The following is a 20716-nucleotide window of genomic DNA, read 5'->3' as shown; positions in this document are numbered from 1 at the left end:
TTTTTTTGTAATCAAATTGAAATTTGAGCAATAAAATTAGCTTTGTAAACTTCGCTTAATACCAAATTGATTTCTTTATTCTCTTTTGATAATACATCTAAAGTGACGTTGTCTGAGTGGAAATATTTGATATGATGTAAGCTAATTATTTCTCGTTTATTGATGCGAACAAAATCTTTTTCGGGTAACATTTCTGATAATGCATCGAGTGTGATATTTTTCAAAATCAAGAACGATAAATCTTGATAATAAACCATTTTATCACGGCTGTCAACGGTAGAAGTTGTAATGTACAAAATTTGATTAAACTGCAACAAAATTTTTCCTTTGTCTGAATTTAATTGTACAAAATTATTTTGTGTCGAAAAATTATTTTGTAAACGTTTTTTTACTTTGTCAACAGCTTGTTGTAAACGCTCTTTTTTGATTGGTTTTTGAATATAATCTGTCGCATCTAAATCAAAAGCATCAACAGCATATTCCTTATAAGCAGTGGAAAAAATAAACGGTTTTTCTTTTAATAAATTAGCGATTTGTAAACCATTAATTTTAGGCATTTCGATATCTAAAATACAAAAGTCAAAATCAAGATTTTCGATTTCGTTAATGAATAATTCAGGATCAACATAAGCTTTCACAACTTCGATGTCTTCCATTTGTTCACACAACATTTTCAGGTACTTTAACCCAAGAATTTCGTCGTCAATTAGTATGCATTTTAGTGTAAAACTCATGTAGATTTATTTTTAAGTTGGCTACAAAAATATCTTGTTCAATTGTTTTAGAAAGTGAGAAATCGTCGTCGTAAACCATTTTCAAGCGGTGTTCTAATGATTGACTTCCATGTCCGCCAGTTTCTTTTTTCAAACTATTTTTTGGAGAAATTTTATTCATTACCTGAATTTGAAATGATTTATTATTCAGTTCAAGCATAATTTTTATAAATGAATTGGCTTGTTGAAAATCGGTATGTTTGAAAGCATTTTCAATAAAATCAATACTTAATAAAGGTAAAATAATTTTTTCTTGATAGTAAGGTGAAGTTTCATCAATTTTCGTTTTAACTTGAAAATCAAACAAAGGCGAAACTTTTACTTTATTAATTTCAATAAAGTTTTTAGTGAAATCTATTTCATCTTTTATCGTCACAAAATTGTCTTTGCTTTCGTACAAAATATAATCCAACACATTTGCTAATTTATCAATAGTATAATAGGTTTGGTACGCATTGGATTGAATCGAATTGAGAATATTTTTGAACAAATGTGGATTCAATTTTGCTTCGTAAGATTCTAATTTTAACTCGTCAACTTTTGTAGATAAATTGTCTAAACGCTGCGTTTGTTCATGACTTATTTTTTTCTCAGATTTTAATGAATTGATCAAATATGTAATCATAATGATTAGAAAAATAATCAATGCAATAATGAGATAAAGTAATATGGTAGGAAGTTGAATCATGCGAAAAATTCTAACTCAAAGATAGAATAATTTATGAATAAAAAAATCCAGAAAGTAGAACCTTCTGGATTTTTAGAAATATGGTGAAAGAAATTATTAAGCGTAATATTTTGCTTTTAATTCTTTTACTTTTGGATCATCTAAGAATTCATCATACGTCATATAACGATCGATGATTCCGTTTGGAGTTAACTCGATAATACGGTTACAAGTTGTTTGAATCAATTCGTGGTCATGAGAACCCATTAAAATTGTTCCTTTGAAATTAACCAAAGAATTATTCAATGCTGTAATCGATTCTAAGTCTAAGTGACCTGTTGGCTCGTCTAACAATAATACGTTTGCACGTAATAACATCATGCGAGAGAACATACAACGCATTTTTTCACCTCCTGATAAAACAGAAGATTTTTTAAGAGCTTCGTCTCCAGAGAATAACATTTTCCCTAAGAAACCACGCATAAATTCTTCGTGACGTTCATCGTCTGATTCTGTATATTGACGTAACCAATCAACCAAGTTGATATCTTCTTTGAAGAAATCTGTATTATCTAAAGGTAAATACGCTTGTGTTGTTGTAATTCCCCAAGTAAAATCTCCAGAATCTGGCTGAGCTTTTCCTGAAAGAATTTCGAAAAATTGAGAAACTGCTTTCGAGTTACGAGAGAAAATACCAATTTTATCACCTTTTTTCAAGTTGATGTTCGCATCTTTAAATAAAACTTCTCCATCTACAGAAGCAGATAAATTGTTTACTTCTAAGATTTGATCACCAGCCTCACGCGATTGTTCCCAGATAAGTGCTGGATATCGACGAGAAGAAGGTTTGATATCTTCGATATTTAATTTCTCGATCATTTTTTTACGAGAAGTCGTTTGTTTTGCCTTAGCAACGTTAGAAGAGAAACGAGCAATGAAATCTTGTAATTCCTTTTTCTTTTCTTCAGCTTTTTTGTTTTGTTGCGCACGTTGTTTTGCAGCTAACTGAGAAGACTCGTACCAGAATGTATAGTTACCAGAATATAGGTTTAATTTAGAGAAATCTAAATCACAAATATGCGTACAAACTGCGTCTAAGAAGTGACGGTCGTGCGATACAACGATTACAGTATTCTCGAAATTACCTAAGAAATCCTCTAACCATTGAATTGTATTAACGTCCAATTCGTTGGTAGGCTCATCTAAGATTAACACGTCAGGATTTCCAAATAAAGCTTGCGCAATCAAAATACGAACTTTTGCTTTATTATCTAAATCTCCCATTAACGTATAATGCATATCCGAATCGATTCCTACATTAGATAATAATGTAGCAGCATCAGATTCTGCATTCCATCCGTTCATTTCTTCATAAACGACACCTAATTCTCCTGCTTTGATACCATCTTCTTCAGAAAAATCTGGTTTAGCATATAAAGCATCCATACGTTCTTTAATATCGTATAATACTTTATTTCCACGTAAAACAGTATCCAATACTGTATATTCGTCATATTTGAAGTGATTCTGTTCTAAGACAGACATACGTTTTCCTTTTTCAAGACTAACTTGTCCTGAAGTTGGATCGATTTCACCTGATAATATTTTTAAGAAAGTAGATTTTCCTGCTCCATTGGCACCAATTATCCCGTAACAGTTGCCATTTGTAAATTTTATATTAACTTCGTCGAAAAGTACACGCTTGCCGAATTGAAGCGATAAATTAGAAACATTTAACATAATTTTTGGTATGATGTTTGTTTGACCTTCCGGCAAAGTTACAAATTTTAATTGGAATAAAATAAAGTGCAGAAAGAAGTTACGATTAAGAATAAACGTGCAAGGTTTGAGTATGAATTATTAGATTCTTACGAAGCCGGCATCCAATTATTTGGGACTGAAATAAAATCTATCCGAATGGGAAAAGCTTCGATTACTGAAAGTTTTTGTCAAATGAAGGATGGAGAACTCTATATTGTTAATATGTTTATTGACGAATATGATTGGGGAACATACTTTAATCATAAAACGAGACGAGACAGAAAACTTTTATTACAAAAATCTGAGTTGCGAAAATTGGAACGCAAAACGAAAGAGACAGGATTGACAATTGTAGCAACCACGCTGTTTATAAACAATAAAGGGTTGGCAAAATTGAAGATATATTTGGCAAAAGGGAAGAAACTTTTTGACAAAAGAAACACAATAAAAGGAAAAGATTTGAAAAGAGATTTGGATAGAATGATAAAGAATTCTTAAATTTGTCTTATAATTGTATAAAAATTAAGTAAAATTTAATATATTTAAAACGCTAAATGTTTGATAATGAAAAAGTTTAATCTATTATTATCTGCAGTAGTATTATTCCTAGCGGGTAATTCTTTTGTAGATGCTCAGAATTCTAAGAATCCTTGGGCAATTACAGTTGGTGCTCACGCAGTTGATCACAACTCAGTGACTGGACCATTCAACCAGTATTTCAAAACAGATAATTGGGATATCGTTCCTCCTTTATCTAAATTATCTATCATCCGTAACTTAAACAGATCTTTTGATGTTGATTTAACTGCTTCAGTAGGTGAAGTTGATAACAACAGATTACGTATCAAAGATGAATTATTCATCAATGCTGGTTTAGGTTTACGTTATAAGTTAGCTAATGGTTATATCTTAAAAGAAGATTCTTGGTTTGATCCATATATCCGTGTAGGTGCTGGTTACCACAGATACGACTACACAGGATTACAATTTCCATTAACAGCTTACTATGGTAATGGTGATGGAAATGAAACTTACCAATTAACAGAAGTTGAAGATTTAGAGAAAAATCACTTTGTAGCTTCTTTAGGTGCTGGATTTAACTTATGGTTTACTAAAAACTTCGGTTTAAACGTTGCTTCTGATTATAACTGGTTACCAGCTTACGGAGGAAACAATTATTTCGATTTCTTCCAACACACAGTAGGTGTTACTTTCCGTTTCGGAAGACCAGATAGAGATAAAGATGGTATTCCAGATGACGTAGATGCTTGTCCAGATGTACCAGGTTTAGCAGAATTTAACGGATGTCCAGATACAGACGGTGATGGTATTCCAGATCCAGACGATGCTTGTCCAACTGTACCAGGTTTAGCTGAATTCCAAGGTTGTCCAGATACAGACGGTGATGGTATTCCAGATAACTTAGACGAATGTCCAGAAGTTGCAGGACCAGTAGAAAATAATGGTTGTCCTTGGCCAGATAGAGATGGTGACGGTATTCCTGATAAAGATGATGCTTGTCCAGATGTACCAGGTTTACCTCAATTCCAAGGTTGTCCAGATACAGATGGTGATGGTATTCCAGATCCAGATGATGCTTGTCCAACTGTACCAGGACCAAAAGAAAATAACGGATGTCCATGGACTGAAGTTCACGTAGCAAAACGTTTATCTAATATTTTATTCGAATACAACTCTGATAAAATTGTTCCTTCTTCTTACGAAGATGTACGTGTAGCTGCTCAAATTTTAAATTCTGATGATTTAAAAGAGAAAAGCTTCTACATTGACGGACATGCTGACCAAAGAGGTAAAGATGCTTACAACAAAACATTATCTTTAAAACGTGCTCAAGCATTAGTTAATATTTTAGCTGAAAGAGGTGGAGTTGATAAGTCTCGTTTAACTGCTCGTGGATTAGGAAAATCTCAATTGTTATGTACTGAAAACACTGAAGAGTGTTACCAAAGAAACAGACGTGTTGAGGTATTACCTAGAACAGCTGTAGTAACTGAAACAAAAGTTATCAAAAAAACAGCTACAAAAAAGAAATAATAATTCTTTGAATAGCTTACAATAGAAATAGCCACCTCATTGAGGTGGCTATTTTATTTTTATTAATTTTAATTTTATTATTTCTTTCTAAAAACTAATATAATAATACATCCAGCTGTAAAGATAGATAATAAATAACCAATCCAAGAAAGTAGTGGCATGTCTAGAATCACAGGACGAACAGTTGTATTAGCTAACATACTTGCTCCAATTCCAAAAGCTAAAGTAAGTATCGCTAAAACCAGTTTATTAATGCTGTCTTTTATTAATTTCTGAATATTACCTATTTGATCAATCTTAAAGTTTAAAGCCAATTTATCATTGTTTACTTTTTCGATTAATTTCAAGGTATCTTCTGGTAAATCGTTGATTAAATCCTGAATATCTTTAAAATTATCAATTGCTTTTTTACTCAAATATTTAGGATGAAATTTTTGTCGAGCCAATTTTACTGCATAAGGGCGCATCGAACGTTGCACATTAAGATCAGCGTGTAATTGTTGTCCAATTCCTTCTATAAGCGCAATTCCGCGTAGTAAAATGTAAACATATTCGGGTAATAAAACATGATTTCGCTGTAGAATATTATTGAATTTTTTGATGATGATTTGAACTTCTATCGTATCAACGGTATTGTATTCTAAGTAATCAAAAATATCTGCAATATCACGTTCTAATTGTTTTTCGTTTTCGATATAATGTTTAATTGCCATTTTTTTGAGTGAACGAACAATACGTTTCGGATTTTTTAATCCAAAATCAATTACAACATTTTCTAAAGCCTCTTTTTCGTTGATGGCTAAAATTCCCATCGAACCAAAATCTATAAAAGCAAGTCGTCCATCTTTTAAAATAAAAATATTTCCGGGATGTGGATCGGCATGAAAAAAACCGTCATCAAGTAATTGTTTCAAATAAATATCAAAACCTTTCTGTACGATTTTTTTAGGATCAAGTCCCAAAGCTTCTAATTGCTCAACATCGTTTACCTTGAAGCCTTCGATGAATTCCATGCAAAGAAAATTATTGTTCGAATAATCTTCATATGTTTTCGGAACATAAACATCTTTACTATTCTCAAAGTTTTTTCTGAAACGTTCGATGTTCTGAAATTCATTGGTTAATGAAAGTTCTTTCAGAATTGAATTTTCAAATGATTTTTCGATTTCAGAAATGAATAGTTTTTGAAGTTTTTCGTATTTCTTTTCTAAAAAATGAACAATATCTCGAATCAATGCTAAATCTGATTCAATTATTTTCTGAATATTAGATCGTTTTACTTTGAAAACAACTTTTTCTCCATTCAACAAAGTGGCACGATAAACTTGCGAAATACTTGCAGCAGCAAAAGGTTGTTCTTCTATAAAAAGAAAATGTTCGTCTGGTTCTATTCCAAATTCATCTCTAATTTTTTGTTTGATGTCAATTTCTTCTGGCGGAACATTATCTTGTAATTTTTTTAATTCTTCTACCAAAGATTCAGGAACCAAATCTTTACGATTACTCAATAATTGTCCAAATTTTATATAGGTCGGACCAAGTTCTTCCAAAGCCATTCGGAAACGTTGATTGAAAGAACTGTTGAAAAATTCGGTATTTTGATCAGAATGAAATAAATCGTTTCCACGAGAAAGAATTTCTTCAAAACCATATTTTGAAACGACTTTTACGATTTTTGAGAATCGTTTTATTTTCTTTAAACTATCCATAAAGTTGAGATTCGATTACAAGTTACGAATAAACAAGAGTGTAATTCGTTTATAAAATCTTAAATTTCTTTGAGTTGAATCTAAAATTATTCCAAATATTAAAATATAATTGTTTATCTTTGCACTCGCTAAAATGGTTTAGGAATCAAGCGATTAATTATTAAGTTAAACATCTCTCGGTCATTTATTTGCATTTGAAGATTCCGAAATAAAATAGATTGAGATACAAATTTTTAGAATTATGTCTAAAGAAACAAAACAAGAGGAGGTACAAGAAGTTGTATTAAACACTCCAGTATTAGATGCGTCTGCTAATGCAAACGTAGCGCCAGAATCATTTGATTGGGAATCTTTCGAATCAGGATTAAACGAAGAAGATCGTAAAGAAAAAGCTGAATTAGAGCAAATGTACGATACAACTTTAGAAGACTTACATGAGAATGAAGTATTCAAAGGACAAGTTGTACGTATTACAGATAAAGAAGCTATCGTTGACATCAACTTCAAATCAGAAGGTGTTATTTCATTAAACGAATTCCGTTACAACTCAGACTTGAAAGTTGGGGATATCGTTGAAGTAATGGTTGATCAACGTGAAGATAAAAATGGTCAATTAATTTTATCTCACAAAAAAGCTCGTACATTAAATGCATGGGATGCTGTTAATAAAGCACACGATTCTCAAGAAATCGTTAACGGTTACATCAAAGCTCGTACTAAAGGTGGTATGATCGTTGACGTATTCGGAATTGAAGCTTTCTTACCAGGTTCTCAAATCGATGTTAAACCAATCCGTGATTACGAACAATTCGTAGGAAAAACTATGGAGTTCAAAGTTGTTAAAATCAACCCAGAATTCAAAAACGTAGTAGTTTCTCACAAAGCGTTAATCGAGGCTGATATCGAGGTTCAGAAAAAAGAAATCGTTGCTCAATTAGAGAAAGGACAAGTATTAGAAGGTGAAGTTAAAAACATCACATCTTACGGTGTATTCGTAGACTTAGGAGGTGTTGACGGTTTAATCCACATTACTGACTTATCTTGGTCTCGTATCAACCACCCATCTGAAATCTTAGAAGATGGACAAAAAATCAACGTTGTAATCTTAGATTTCGACGAAGATAAATCTCGTATCCAATTAGGTATTAAACAATTAGAAGCTCATCCATGGGATGCTTTAGATGCTGATATCAAAGTTGGTGATAAAGTTAAAGGAAAAGTAGTTGTTTTAGCTGACTACGGTGCATTCGTTGAGGTTGCTCCAGGTGTAGAAGGTTTAATCCACGTTTCTGAAATGTCATGGTCTACTCACTTACGTTCTGCTCAAGATTTCGTAAAAGTAGGTGATGAGGTTGAAGCAGTAGTTTTAACTTTAGATAGAGAAGAAAGAAAAATGTCTTTAGGTATCAAACAATTAACTCCAGATCCTTGGACAGATATTACAACTAAATACCCAGTAGGTTCTACTCACAAAGGTAAAGTTCGTAACTTCACTAACTTCGGTGTATTCGTAGAATTAGAAGAAGGTGTTGACGGATTAATCTACATCTCTGACTTATCTTGGACTAAGAAAATCAAACACCCATCAGAATTCTGTGCAGTTGATGATATTTTAGACGTAGTAGTTTTAGAATTAGACGTAGAAGCTCGTCGTTTATCTTTAGGTCACAAACAATTAACTGAAAACCCATGGGATCAGTACGAAGCTAAATATGCAGTAGGTACAGTTCACACAGGTAAAGCAGTTGACGTATTTGACAAAGGTGCTACAGTACAATTCGAAGATGCTGACGTTGAAGCTTTCGCTCCAGCTCGTACATTAGAGAAAGAAGACGGATCTCGTATCAAAAAAGGTGAAGAAACATCTTTCAAAGTTATCGAGTTCAACAAAGAATTCCGTCGTGTAGTAGTTTCTCACACAGCAACTTTCCGTGAGGAAGAAGTTAAAGCTGAGAGATCATCTAACAACAATAACAACAACAATTCATCTAATACAATCGAAACTTCTACTTTAGGAGATATCGATTCATTAGCAGAATTGAAAAAGAAAATGGAAGAAGGAGGAAACTAATTCTCTAACTGAAATTTTTAAATAACATAAGCTGTCCAGTAATGGGCAGCTTTTTTTATGAATAATGATTAAATTTATTTAGTATAAAATGAATTTAATTTATGGTTTAAAATCATATCAAGAATAACATACAATTTTTGATATATTTTTTGAATATTATTCAAAATAGTCTTAATTTTGCAGTCGAAATGGAAAAGATAGAATTTAATTTAGATGCTACTGATTTGAAAATCATGCGATTAATGCAAGATAATGCACGTATTAACAATGCGGATATCGCAAGAGAATTGGGAATGGCACCTTCTGGAATATTAGAACGTGTGAAAAAGCTTGAAAATAAACAAGTTATTTTGGCTTATCACGCAAAAATAAATCCAGTGGCAGTTGGACAAAAATTACTTTCGTACATGTTCATCAAAACCGTAGATATTATCGGTGATGAAACAGTAGGAAGACAACTTGCCGAAATTCCAGAAGTTTTAGAGGTTCATGATATTGCTGGAGAAGATGGTTATCTAATCAAAGTGAGAACTTCTGATAACGAAGGTTTGGTGGAATTGATGCGCAAACATTTGAGTAAAATTGGCGGAATCACTTCTACGCGTACAACTATAGTTTTACAAACAATAAAAGAAGAACAAAATATCGTTATACCAACGATTTAAAAAAATATAGATTGAATGAAAGGGAATCAACCAAGTAAGTGGCTGATTATTGCAGCGTATTTCGTGGTTTATGTAGTTTGGGGATCAACTTATTTTTTTATAGATAAGGCTTTGCATGGTTTTAGTCCGTTTATTTTGGGTTCGTTTCGCTTTATTGTGGCGAGCTCAATGTTGATGGGATATTGTAAACTGAAAGGTTACAAGCTGTGGGATAAACAAATTGTGAAACAATGTATGTTTACAGGGTTTATGTTGTTGTTTATTGATATGGCTGGGATTATTTGGTCCGAACAATTTTTACCAAGTGGAATTGTTGCAATTATGGCAGCATCGGCAGCAATTTGGTTTATTGTGTTAGATAAACCGAAATGGAAACAAAATTTTTCAAGTATTCCTACTATTTTAGGTGTTCTGTTAGGTTTTGTTGGCGTTTTGATGTTGTTCTATGAACAAACAACCACTGTGCATGCAGATGCAGATCAACAATTCTTAAATATGATTGGGTTGATTGTTCTTATCTTTTGTTCGATTGCTTGGACGTTAGGTTCTTTGTATTCAAAATATGTAACAGAAAAGCAGAAAAAAGAAGTTACGAAACCAAAAGAAGATTTGAACATCATGGTCAAAACGGCTTGGCAAATGATTACTGCTGGAGTTTTGTTTAATACAGTTGCAATCTTCAATGGAGAATATGCTAATTTTAATTTTGCGAATGTAGCGACAGAAGATTGGATGGCAATGGCTTATTTAACAACTTTTGGCTCTATTCTTGCTTTCGGATCATATGTTTGGTTGTTGCAATACCGACCAGCTGTGGAAGTTTCTACTTATGCATATGTAAACCCTATTGTAGCCGTTGCATTGAGTTATTTTTTTACAGATGATGTCGTAACTCATTTGCAGATTTATGGTTTGGCAGTAATTTTGTTCAGTGTTTTATTAATGAACTGGAATCTTTATAAAAACACAAAATTAGTTCAGAAAATTCTGTATTTTGTTTCTCGTAAACATTATGCGCATTAAATATTATGATGATTATTAATAAGAAAGCTTCTCGATCGCGAGAAGCTTTTTTTGTATTATTAAGTTTTAAAATTAATAATTAATTCATTGTTGTCTAATTTTAATGGGTAGCCATCTTCTGATTTGAAACCATTTGAAATTACAAATTCATATTCTTTAGTTGGAGTTAATTCCATAGTTATTACGAATGTAGTGTTATCATTAGAGAAATTGATTTTTGTAAACTTAGGACTATACTCTTTTCCTTTTTTTGAGAATCTTATTGAATATTCTTTTGGATTCATTGGTTTAGAAAATATAATTTTAAATTCTTTGATAGATGAATCTATATTTGTTGAACCATTTTCGAAAGGCTCAATTTTTATGATATAAGGTTGTTTTTTTTCGTATTCTTTTATTAATTGATCTTTATCAAAACCTTCTTCGTAAAAACCAGATTTTCTTAGAAAATTTTCAACTTCTTTTTCATCTTGATAATTCAGTTCAATAATATCTTTTATCGCTTGTTTTTTATTTTTAGCTTGATTGTAATATGATTTACATATTTCATATCCAATAAAATATCCCAGATCAGCAGCTTCACCCTTTTGTCCTCCATTGTATAACCAATTTGAAAAATCATCTATAAACATCTCTTCTTTAAATTGTTTTTTCAAATCATCGAAGTGCTGTTTTCCATAAAAAATATATTGTTTTTCAATTGGTTCTCCTAAAACAAGCTCTGTAATAAAATCGCACGAACCTTCTTTTAGGGTATGGTGTAATAATGAGTTGTTTTCATTTGGTTTTTGTTGTGTGTGTACATATTCATGAATATTTAGTGAAATAATATTATCAAGTGATTGCTTCGCAAAAACATTTTTTAGCCAATCATTTTCAAATTCTGAAACATCTGTTTTTGGAATTCCTGTAGCGATTTCAGCACCAACTAAAACCATATTTTCATATAAAGTTCCACCTGAACGCAAGCCACCAATTGTAAAATACATTTCTCCTTCTTTTAGCTCAGGATATAGTTTTTTTAGTTTTTTTACAGCTTTAGTTAATTCTTTTGTTTTATTTTTTATGGTAAGTGTATTAGGTCTAATAGAATTCCAAAACTTAGGATAATTATCAATAAGTTTAATATAAAGAGTATCATTATAATCTCTTACTTTCATAAAGGATTTTAAACCTTTTGTCCCTTTATCAATGTATAAAGTATTAATGAATTTTATTTTTTGTGAATAATTATTTGTAGTTTGAATACTATCAAAAGCTATCCAGAAATTATCTATATCAGAAGTGTAAATTTTATTAGCTATTGAATTTTGTCCAAATGAAATACTCGTAAGAATAAAAAATATTAAAGCTAAAGTTTTATTTTGCATATTGTGTTTTTATATGAGATGTCAATTTAATCAAAAAGTTACAAAATGATTCAAAAAAAAAAGCAGCTCTTCTCAGAACTGCTTTTGTATATTGTGATGAATTATTTCTTACAATTTAGTACATTTTACAATTTCCAAACCGTATTGCGTCGTATGTGGTTCTTCTAAAGTGCGTGTAATCAAATTCATTTTTTGGATGCCTAAATCTTTGATGATTTGAGAGCCAATTCCGTGATCTTTTTCATCGGCTGGTAAAACACCTGATTTAGATTTTCCTTCAGAAAAACTTTTGAAAATCTCTAATTTTTGTTCAATCAACTCAGAACTTTGAATGTTATTAATAAAAATTACAACACCTTTTTCTTCTTCATTGATGATGTTCATTGTTTTTTCTAACAATGGTGTTTCGCCGTTTTGTAAAGCGCTAAACAAATCATAGTAGCTATTTGTTGATTTTACACGAACTGGAACTACATCATCTTTTGTCCATTTTCCTTTTTTCAAAGCGAAGTGAACTTGATTATTTGTTGTTTGTTGATAAGCGATTAATTCATATTCTCCGAATCTTGTTTTTGCAGGAAATTGCTCGATACGTTTTACCAAGGATTCATTTTCTAATCGGTAAGCAATCAAATCTTCAATCGAAACAATTTTAAGATCAAATTTCTTCGCAATCTCTAACAATTCTGGCAAACGAGCCATTTCTCCATCTTCTTTCAAGATTTCGACAATACATCCAGCAGGATAATGTCCCGCCATGCGAGCTAAGTCAACAGCAGCTTCTGTATGTCCCATGCGAACCAAAACTCCACCATCTTTTGCTATAAGAGGGAAAATATGTCCTGGTTTTCCTAAATCATCTGGATTTGTATTTTCGTCAATTAAAGCTTGAATAGTTTTAGAACGATCCGAAGCCGAAATTCCTGTCGTACATCCGTGACCTTGTAAATCCACAGAAACCGTAAAATTAGTTTCGTAAATTGCAGTATTGTGTCCAACCATAAGATCTAAACCTAATGCTTTACATCTTTGTTGTGTAAGTGGTGTACAAACCAATCCGCGTCCGTGTGTAACCATAAAGTTGATGACTTCTGGCGTTGCAAATTCGGCGATACATAGGAAATCTCCTTCATTTTCACGATCTTCATCGTCAACTACAATGATAACTTTTCCTTGTTTTAAATCTTCTAAAGCTTCTTCAATTGTGTTTAATTGAGATGATCTATTTTCCATTGTTTTATGTTATTGATAACGAGAATGCTCCTCGTTTTTGTTTGTTTTCTTAAACTTATTAAAGTATTTTACAATTGGATCAACGTAAATACTGATGTCAAATAATCCAGAATCTTGATTGGCTTTGTAACTAAACAAAATAGAGAATGGAAGCGCAATAATATTCGCTGCCCAAGCGGCAAAAGTAGGATCTAATTTTCCGTTTTTAGCCATATTTTCTGCTGAGAAATTAAGGATAAAATAAATAACGAAAATGATAATTGAGATGACAACTGGCATTCCGATTCCTCCTTTTTTTACGATTGCACCTAATGATGATCCAATCAAAAAGAAAATAATACAAGTTACCGCATACGAGAAATTTCGTTGGTAATGAATATTTACTTTTGAATATAATTTTTCTCTGTTTACAATTTCTTGTTCAGAAAACGTCATATTTTCTTGATCACGATTTACCATTTGTACAGCTTGATTAAGAACTTGATCTTGTTCTTGACGATTTCGCTCTTTCAAGTCAAAAATCATATTTGTATTTACCGTATCAATATCTTTTACTTTGATTGAATAGAAATAGTTTTGATTAAACATATTCGTTTTCAAATCTTTATAATACTTCTTGTAATCTGTGTTTAATGAATCGATAAGATGTCTTAAACCTTTTCCGTCCAAGTATTTGTAAGAGTTTCCTGGATCTTCGTCTTTACCAGAATTTAAAATATCTGAAATGTCAATATAATAGTTTAATGTATCAAATTTTGTATATTGATTTTCTTGACGTTTGCGTTGATCAAAGTTTTTATTTTTGATGTTATCGGTATAAGCAATTCCATCAAAAAGTTCCATTTTTAGATAATGATTGTCATTTTTGTCTGGTGCAAGATTTCCCTTTTTCGCAATAATTGTCATCGTATTTTCGCCAAAAGGTGCATTTTGATGCACAAAAACGTCTTCTAATTTTTCTGAATTTTCGCCCGAAACTTTATTAATTTTCATCTGAAAACCAGGAACCGTTTCAATAAAAACACCTTCTTTCATATTTACAGTAGGTTTTGTCTGTAAAATACTATAGAGCATTGTTCTTGCTTTTCGTTGAGAATAAGGCATTACTTTGTCTCCAAAATAATACAACCCTATTGACATTAACATAATTAATCCAAAAAGTGGGGCAAGAATTCTTGTTAAAGAGATTCCAGACGCTTTCATTGCTGCCAACTCGTAACGCTCACCAAATCCTCCCATTGTCATGATAGACCCCAAAAGAATGGTAAGTGGCAGTACAAGTTGCACCACGTTAATACCAAAATAAAAAAGTAATTCCGCTATAGTGTACCATTCTAAACCTTTTCCAATAAATTTTTCCATTTCTTGCCATGCAAACTGCACAATAAAGATGAAAAACAGAACACTAAAAATGAAAAAAAATGGACCTAAAAAGGTCTTAATTAAATACCAGTCAAGCTTTTTTAACATTGATTATAATTGTGTAATAATATAGCCTTGCGACTTATATTTCTTTTGGTCAAAGTTAAAGTAACTTTTGTGAATAAGTAAATTTTGAACGTAATCTTTTACAATGATTGATGTTGTATCACCATTTTTACCATATTCCTTGTAATCGTAGATTTCATTATTCGCTGTATTGACTCCTAAAACCGAATATTTGATTGTTGAAGTTTTAGTTGGCGTTAATTTTATATACTGAATTGTTTTTCCTCCAACGGTTTTTTTATCTGTTAAAGCGTAGCTGAAATCAGTACGATATGTGTTTAAAACTTTAGTTGGTGTTAAGAAATCATCTGTGTTAGATGCATCAGAAATAGTTACTTCTTTGTCATCTTTTGCAATTGTATATAATTTAGTTCCTGTGAAAATTTGGTTGATATCGCCTACATTCAAGTTAAATTTTTGTTTCATTGCAAAAACTTCTCCCGAACGACTTGTTGATTTTCCATTTGCATTATGGCTAAAATCAAATTTGATGTAATACGAGTTTGCGTTGGTATATTTAGCGTAAACTTTGTCTAAGATTTGTTTTGCTGATTGAGCGTTTAATGTTCCAACCCCTACTAATAAGAGTATGAAAGAATAGATAATCTTTTTCATACAATTTAATTTTCTATCTGTTTTTAATAAATTTTAGTTCAAATTATTCAACAACTGTTCCAAACTCATGTCATCTTGTATCAATACCTGTCTTGCTTTACTTCCTTCGAAAGGACCAACAATTCCAGCAGCTTCCAATTGATCAATTAATCGTCCAGCACGGTTATATCCTAATTTTAATTTTCGTTGTAATAAAGACGCGGAACCTTGTTGATTCATTACAATTAATCGTGCAGCATCTTCAAAAAGTACATCACGATCAGATAAATCAATATCTAAATTAGATCCACCTTCTTCACCAACATATTCTGGTAAATGCATTGCATCTGGATAACCACGTTGTTCACCAATAAATTCGGTGATTTTATCGACTTCTGGTGTATCAACAAACGCACATTGTAAGCGAATTAATTCGTTTCCAGTAGTGTACAACATATCACCTTTACCAATTAATTGATCAGCTCCTTGCGAATCTAAAATCGTTCTCGAATCGATCTTTGACGTTACACGGAAAGCGACACGACCAGGGAAATTGGCTTTAATTGTTCCTGTAATCACATTTACAGACGGACGTTGAGTTGCAACAATCAAGTGAATACCAACAGCACGAGCTAATTGAGCCAAACGAGCAATAGGTAATTCAACTTCTTTACCAGCAGTCATAATCAAATCTGCAAACTCATCTACGATTAATACTATATATGGTAAGAATCTATGACCTGCTTCTGGATTTAACTTACGTTGTTTAAATTTCGCGTTATATTCTTTGATATTTCGAACGAAAGCATTTTTCAATAATTCGTAACGATCATCCATTTCAATACAAAGTGAATTTAATGTGTTAATTACTTTTGTATTATCTGTGATAATTGCTTCTTCCGAATCTGGTAATTTTGCTAAATAGTGACGCTCTATTTTAGAATATAAAGTAAGCTCAACTTTCTTCGGATCGACCATCACAAATTTTAATTCAGATGGATGTTTTTTATAGATTAACGAAGCGATAATTGCATTCAAACCGACCGATTTACCTTGTCCAGTTGCACCAGCCATCAACAAGTGAGGCATTTTTGCTAAATCGGCAACAAAGGTTTCGTTCGTAATTGTTTTCCCGAAAGCAATTGGCAATTCCATATCAGCATTTTGGAACTTTTGCGAAGCAATTACCGAATGCATGGAAACCATCGAAGGATTAGAATTTGGAACCTCAATACCAATTGTTCCTTTTCCAGGAATCGGCGCAATAATACGAATACCAAGCGCAGCCAAACTTAAGGCAATATCGTCCTCAAGATTTTTGATTTTAGAAATACGAACACCAGCTTTTGGTACAATTTCGTACAATGTAACTGTAGGACCGATTGTTGCTGAAATTTCATCGATTCCGATTCCATAGTTTCCTAAGGTTTCGACAATTCTATTTTTGTTCGTTTCTAATTCTTTTTGATCAATTAACGTATTTCCGTTGTCATATTTTTTTAACAATGAAATAGGAGGAAATTGATAATTTGGTAAATCTAAACGTTGATTGTACTCACCTTGTTCTTGTACCAATCGAGCAGAAGTCGCTTCAAATTCTTCTTCCTCATCAACGTGTTGAACTTTTAATTCTAATCCATTTTCAGAAGAATTTTGAGTTGGTTGAATTTCTGTTTCGAAATTTTCTTCATCATTAATTGATAAAAAATCTACTTGATTATTTTCTTCCTCATCATCTGCCAAATCTTCAACCACTAATTCTGTAATATTAAGTGGAGTTTCTTCGATTGTTTCTTCCTCTTTTGGTTGATTAATTTTAAATTCTTGATGAAATGCTTCGTTTGGATTTACCTTATGAGATTGAATTGCTTCTTTCTCTTGTTGTTCTATCAATTCTAATTCTTGCGATAAACTATCTTCTTGTTGTTTTTCAGCATCTTGATTGAATTTATTTATCTTTTCTTGTTCTTCTTTTTCCTTACGTTTTCTTAATTCAAGCTGTTCTCTCTTGATTTTTTCTTGCTCTTTTTCTATGCGCTCAATTTCCTTTTGTTTCGCACGTTCTTCCATTTTTTCTTGGATAGATTGATACGTCATTCGGAAATGAATCACACAATAAATCAATAAACTAACGAAAAGCAATAAAATTACACCCCATTTACCAATAAAGCTATTTAGGAAATCATTAATTTCAAATCCCATTACGCCAGAAAGCATGTGTTGAGTTGGTAAAATACAACCAAAAAATATTGGTAACCAAATCATGAAGAAAATGCTTTGATAAAGCGTTGTGAAAGGCTTAATTTTTTTCCAATTTGTAGCCACTTTAACTCCTAAGAGAATAAAGAAGACTGGGACAAAAAATGAAACAATTCCGATTCCTTGCAAAATGAATGTTTCACCTAATAATGCGCCAAACTTCCCGAAAATATTTTCAGCGGTTTGACTTTTATCTAATAAATCAGAGATTTGGCTCTGATCCATAAAACCATTAAAAAAATAAGAAATAAACGAAGCTAATAGTAATAAACCGATTACTAAAAACAGTATACCTACAATTGTTTTGACGATTTGTTTTTTAGGAGTTTTTGGTGCTTCCTGCGTGTTTTTTATAGCCATTTTAAGGTTGAGTATAATTGAAGCAAAAATAATAAATCTTTGACAGACGAATCTAACGAAAAGTATTTAAATTTACTAAAATCGTAATCAATTTTAACTCAATTTGCTATCTATTATTGATTATTATTAGAAATGATTTATAAAAAATAAAAAACTGAGTTAGATATTGTATCTAACTCAGTTTTGAATATTTGATTATTTAGTCCGTTTTTTTTGCTTAATCATTTTTGAAATGATCCATTTGACGCTTGGCTTCTGCACGAATTAGATTTAATTCTATTTCAGATTCTTTCTTAATTTTTTCAAGACTTTCTTCCATCGATTGTTTCAAGGCATCAATATCTTTTTTGAGTTCTAATGATTTTCTCTTGTTAAAACGCTCCAAATAATAACCTGCAGCAGCAATTACAACCGAAACAATAATTCCCATTACAACTAATAAATAGTTTAAAGTTCGATGAAATTCCTCCATTCCTTCTTTATGAAAATTGATAATATCAGCGACATTTTGTTTGCTTAATTCTAAATTATCTTCTTTCAAATCAAGTTCTCTTAGCTTGGAATCTATCTTATTTTCATACAATTCTATCTTAGCATCTATAACCTCACTTTTCGAAACAGTTTGTTGTCCGTAGCTATTTATTGTTAGTAGTAAAATAAAAACTATAAAAGTAGACTTCATCTTAATCGTGTTTAAAAATTAATCAATGTACTAATATAGTAAAATATAATGATGGTTTCTATTTGATTAATTTTTCCAAACTAAATTTCCATTGTGAGCTAAAGCTAAAACAGGCGACATTCTCGCAACTGCTTCGGCAGAACAACTAGCGTCAATCAAAACGATATCTGCATTATCACCAGTTTTTGGCCATTGTTGATTTCCTTTCTTGTCTAATGGCGTAATGTTTTTTGTTGCAAAACCTAAATTTCTCGATAAATCATATTCAGTTTCTAAACCATACAATTCTGAAATCAAATTTGCTTTTTGCAACATATTTCCAGTTCCAAACGTGCTCCAATAATCTTGCACATTATCATTTCCAATTAAAACTTCAACATCATTTTTTACCAAAGTAGGAATTGGCATGGCGACTTTATTGCGGAAAGGTACAGAAGAAACAATTCCAACTTTTGCTTCGGCTAATTTTTCTGAGATTGCTTGTTCTTCACTTTTCGATAAATGTGCTAAAGCAAAAGCATGACTTACATATGTTTTTCCTTTTAATTGCGGATTTTTTATCGTTAATTCAGCTAAATATTCAATTGTACGCATTCCTTCTTTTCCTGTGTCGTGTAAATGAATATCGATTCCTTTATTATTATCCAAAGCCAATTGAACCGTAAAATCGATTGCTTTTTCGATGTTTTTATCAATACTGAAAGGATCTAAACCTCCAACAAAAGCAACACTTTTTAATTGCGCAGCTTCTTTCATCAACGAAGCAGAATCGGTATAGTACAAACCGTGTTGAGGAAAAGCAACCAATTCGGCACTGAATGTTTCCTTCTTATTTTCTAAGGCTTTTTCTAAATTTTCTAAAGACTTCAACCCAGATGTTGTATCAACATTGAAATGTGTGCGTGCGAAAGTAGTTCCGTAATGTTGCAATAAATTGATTAATTGCTCGCCACGCTCAATTGAAGTTTTCAACAATTCTGGAATAATTTCTTGTTCATAAGCAATCATATCCGCAACAGTTCGGTGTTTTGGCGAAAGCGCTTGCCAAGGTAAACAGTACAATGTTTTGTCCAAATGCACGTGCATATCTTTGAAAGCTGGTAACATTAACAATCCTTTTGCATCAATAGCATTTGTTAATTGTGGATTGTTTACACTTACTTTTGCAATTTTACCATCTTTTATTTTGACAGAAAATAAATCGGTTTTTGTTCCAATAATTCCAGATTCATCCTCAATAAAACCTGTTTCTAATCGTACATTTTTTAAGGTGTAATTTCCTTTTGCGGTTGCTTTATAATTTGTTTGCATGCTGATTTATGATTTAATAATGGCTACAATTTCTTTATAACCTCTTTGTTGCGCATGTTGCAAAGGCGTTACTCCATCAGAATCTGGAATATCCATTTTTGCACCTGCATCTTTTAATATCTGAACAATTTGTTGATATTTTTTGCTTCCGTCACCCAAAACAATGGCTTCCATTAGTCCTGTCCAACCCAAACGATTCACATGATCTACAGGATAATTTTTGGTATTGGCTAATAATCGTACCGTTTCTACATGTCCGCGCTCACAAGCAGGTATCAATGCAGAACCATTGTAGCGATTAAATATATCAAAACGAGCACCATGATCTAAAAATAATTGAACCAATTCTGTTTGTCCGCTTGCGCCTGCATACAAAAAAGCACTGTCTTGATTATCGGCTTGCTGATTCACATCAGCACCATTTTTTACCAATAATTTTGCGATTTCGATATTCGAATTATTAGTTGCAATTAATAATAATGAACGTTTACTATTATCAGTCGAATTAACATCTGCGCCATTTTCTAACGCTTTTGTAACTGCTTGAATATCGTTGTTTTTGACTGCTTTTATAATATCTTTTTCATTCATAATTTCTGTATTAGAATCTTCTGTTGGAGTTGAATGACATGCTGTAACCGTTGTCATCATAAACATTAAAATTAAAACTGATTTCATAATGATTTATAGTTTGA

At 31.8% G+C, this 20716-nt stretch carries 17 protein-coding genes; 5 read left to right on the top strand and 12 right to left on the bottom strand.

What is annotated here, in order from left to right; all coding sequences use genetic code 11:
- Positions 1-11: 11 nt before the first annotated feature.
- From N5D03_RS07305 to N5D03_RS07295, 3 genes are all read right to left on the bottom strand, one after another.
- Entirely contained in the window at positions 12-671 is a 660-nt protein-coding gene (locus N5D03_RS07305) for a response regulator (protein ID WP_280051286.1), read from the bottom strand.
- Positions 672-702: 31 nt separating this feature from the next.
- Positions 703-1461, bottom strand: coding sequence for a sensor histidine kinase (locus N5D03_RS07300; protein WP_260392501.1), 759 nt, complete (start codon positions 1459-1461; stop codon positions 703-705).
- 96 nt (positions 1462-1557) lie between these two features.
- Positions 1558-3180 carry an ATP-binding cassette domain-containing protein gene (locus N5D03_RS07295; RefSeq protein WP_038332655.1) on the bottom strand — a complete coding sequence of 541 codons (1623 nt, stop codon included), beginning with the start codon at positions 3178-3180 and terminating at the stop codon, positions 1558-1560.
- A 66-nt stretch (positions 3181-3246) separates the two neighbouring features.
- Between N5D03_RS07295 and smpB the strand changes: the two genes are divergently transcribed.
- Positions 3247-3699: an SsrA-binding protein SmpB gene (smpB, locus tag N5D03_RS07290; RefSeq protein WP_038332657.1), complete on the top strand. Its 453-nt coding sequence runs from the start codon at positions 3247-3249 to the stop codon at positions 3697-3699.
- A gap of 66 nt (positions 3700-3765) precedes the next feature.
- Positions 3766-5256 (top strand): OmpA family protein, encoded by a 1491-nt coding sequence (locus N5D03_RS07285; RefSeq protein WP_280051285.1) that lies wholly within the window; start codon positions 3766-3768, stop codon positions 5254-5256.
- Positions 5257-5333: 77 nt separating this feature from the next.
- Here N5D03_RS07285 and N5D03_RS07280 read toward each other — a convergent pair whose 3' ends face one another.
- Positions 5334-6965, bottom strand: a complete 1632-nt coding sequence (locus N5D03_RS07280; protein ID WP_280051284.1) for an AarF/UbiB family protein — start codon at positions 6963-6965, stop codon at positions 5334-5336.
- Positions 6966-7206: 241 nt separating this feature from the next.
- Between N5D03_RS07280 and rpsA the strand changes: the two genes are divergently transcribed.
- The 3 genes from rpsA to N5D03_RS07265 all read left to right on the top strand — a co-directional run bounded on the left by rpsA (position 7207) and on the right by N5D03_RS07265 (position 10724).
- Positions 7207-9036, top strand: a complete 1830-nt coding sequence (gene rpsA / locus N5D03_RS07275) for a 30S ribosomal protein S1 (protein ID WP_038332663.1) — start codon at positions 7207-7209, stop codon at positions 9034-9036.
- Positions 9037-9224: 188 nt separating this feature from the next.
- A complete protein-coding gene (locus N5D03_RS07270) occupies positions 9225-9701 on the top strand; it encodes an Lrp/AsnC family transcriptional regulator (protein WP_038332665.1) in 477 nt (158 codons plus the stop codon).
- A 15-nt stretch (positions 9702-9716) separates the two neighbouring features.
- Positions 9717-10724: an EamA family transporter gene (locus N5D03_RS07265; RefSeq protein WP_280051283.1), complete on the top strand. Its 1008-nt coding sequence runs from the start codon at positions 9717-9719 to the stop codon at positions 10722-10724.
- Between the two features lie 59 nt (positions 10725-10783).
- On the opposite strand, the gene N5D03_RS07260 is transcribed toward N5D03_RS07265, so the two are convergent.
- From N5D03_RS07260 to N5D03_RS07225, 8 genes are all read right to left on the bottom strand, one after another.
- The gene (locus N5D03_RS07260) at positions 10784-12094 is read right to left on the bottom strand and encodes an Ig-like domain-containing protein (protein ID WP_280051282.1); all 1311 of its coding nucleotides are present in this window, start codon (positions 12092-12094) and stop codon (positions 10784-10786) included.
- A 108-nt stretch (positions 12095-12202) separates the two neighbouring features.
- Positions 12203-13327 (bottom strand): 3,4-dihydroxy-2-butanone-4-phosphate synthase, encoded by a 1125-nt coding sequence (gene ribB / locus N5D03_RS07255; protein WP_115001841.1) that lies wholly within the window; start codon positions 13325-13327, stop codon positions 12203-12205.
- A 9-nt stretch (positions 13328-13336) separates the two neighbouring features.
- The gene (locus tag N5D03_RS07250) at positions 13337-14797 is read right to left on the bottom strand and encodes an LptF/LptG family permease (RefSeq protein ID WP_280051281.1); all 1461 of its coding nucleotides are present in this window, start codon (positions 14795-14797) and stop codon (positions 13337-13339) included.
- Positions 14798-14800: 3 nt separating this feature from the next.
- Entirely contained in the window at positions 14801-15430 is a 630-nt protein-coding gene (locus N5D03_RS07245; protein WP_280051280.1) for an outer membrane lipoprotein carrier protein LolA, read from the bottom strand.
- Positions 15431-15463: 33 nt separating this feature from the next.
- The gene (locus N5D03_RS07240) at positions 15464-18028 is read right to left on the bottom strand and encodes a DNA translocase FtsK (RefSeq protein WP_280051279.1); all 2565 of its coding nucleotides are present in this window, start codon (positions 18026-18028) and stop codon (positions 15464-15466) included.
- Between the two features lie 217 nt (positions 18029-18245).
- The gene (locus N5D03_RS07235; protein WP_280051278.1) at positions 18246-18710 is read right to left on the bottom strand and encodes a hypothetical protein; all 465 of its coding nucleotides are present in this window, start codon (positions 18708-18710) and stop codon (positions 18246-18248) included.
- A gap of 66 nt (positions 18711-18776) precedes the next feature.
- Positions 18777-20021: an amidohydrolase gene (locus N5D03_RS07230; protein WP_280051277.1), complete on the bottom strand. Its 1245-nt coding sequence runs from the start codon at positions 20019-20021 to the stop codon at positions 18777-18779.
- Positions 20022-20027: 6 nt separating this feature from the next.
- Positions 20028-20699, bottom strand: coding sequence for an ankyrin repeat domain-containing protein (locus N5D03_RS07225; protein WP_280035464.1), 672 nt, complete (start codon positions 20697-20699; stop codon positions 20028-20030).
- Between the last annotated feature and the right edge of the window lie 17 nt (positions 20700-20716).

This window comes from Empedobacter sp. GD03861, assembly GCF_029840885.1.
Classification (GTDB): Bacteria; Bacteroidota; Bacteroidia; order Flavobacteriales; family Weeksellaceae; genus Empedobacter; species Empedobacter falsenii_B.
This window is presented reverse-complemented; position numbering and strand designations above follow the sequence as displayed.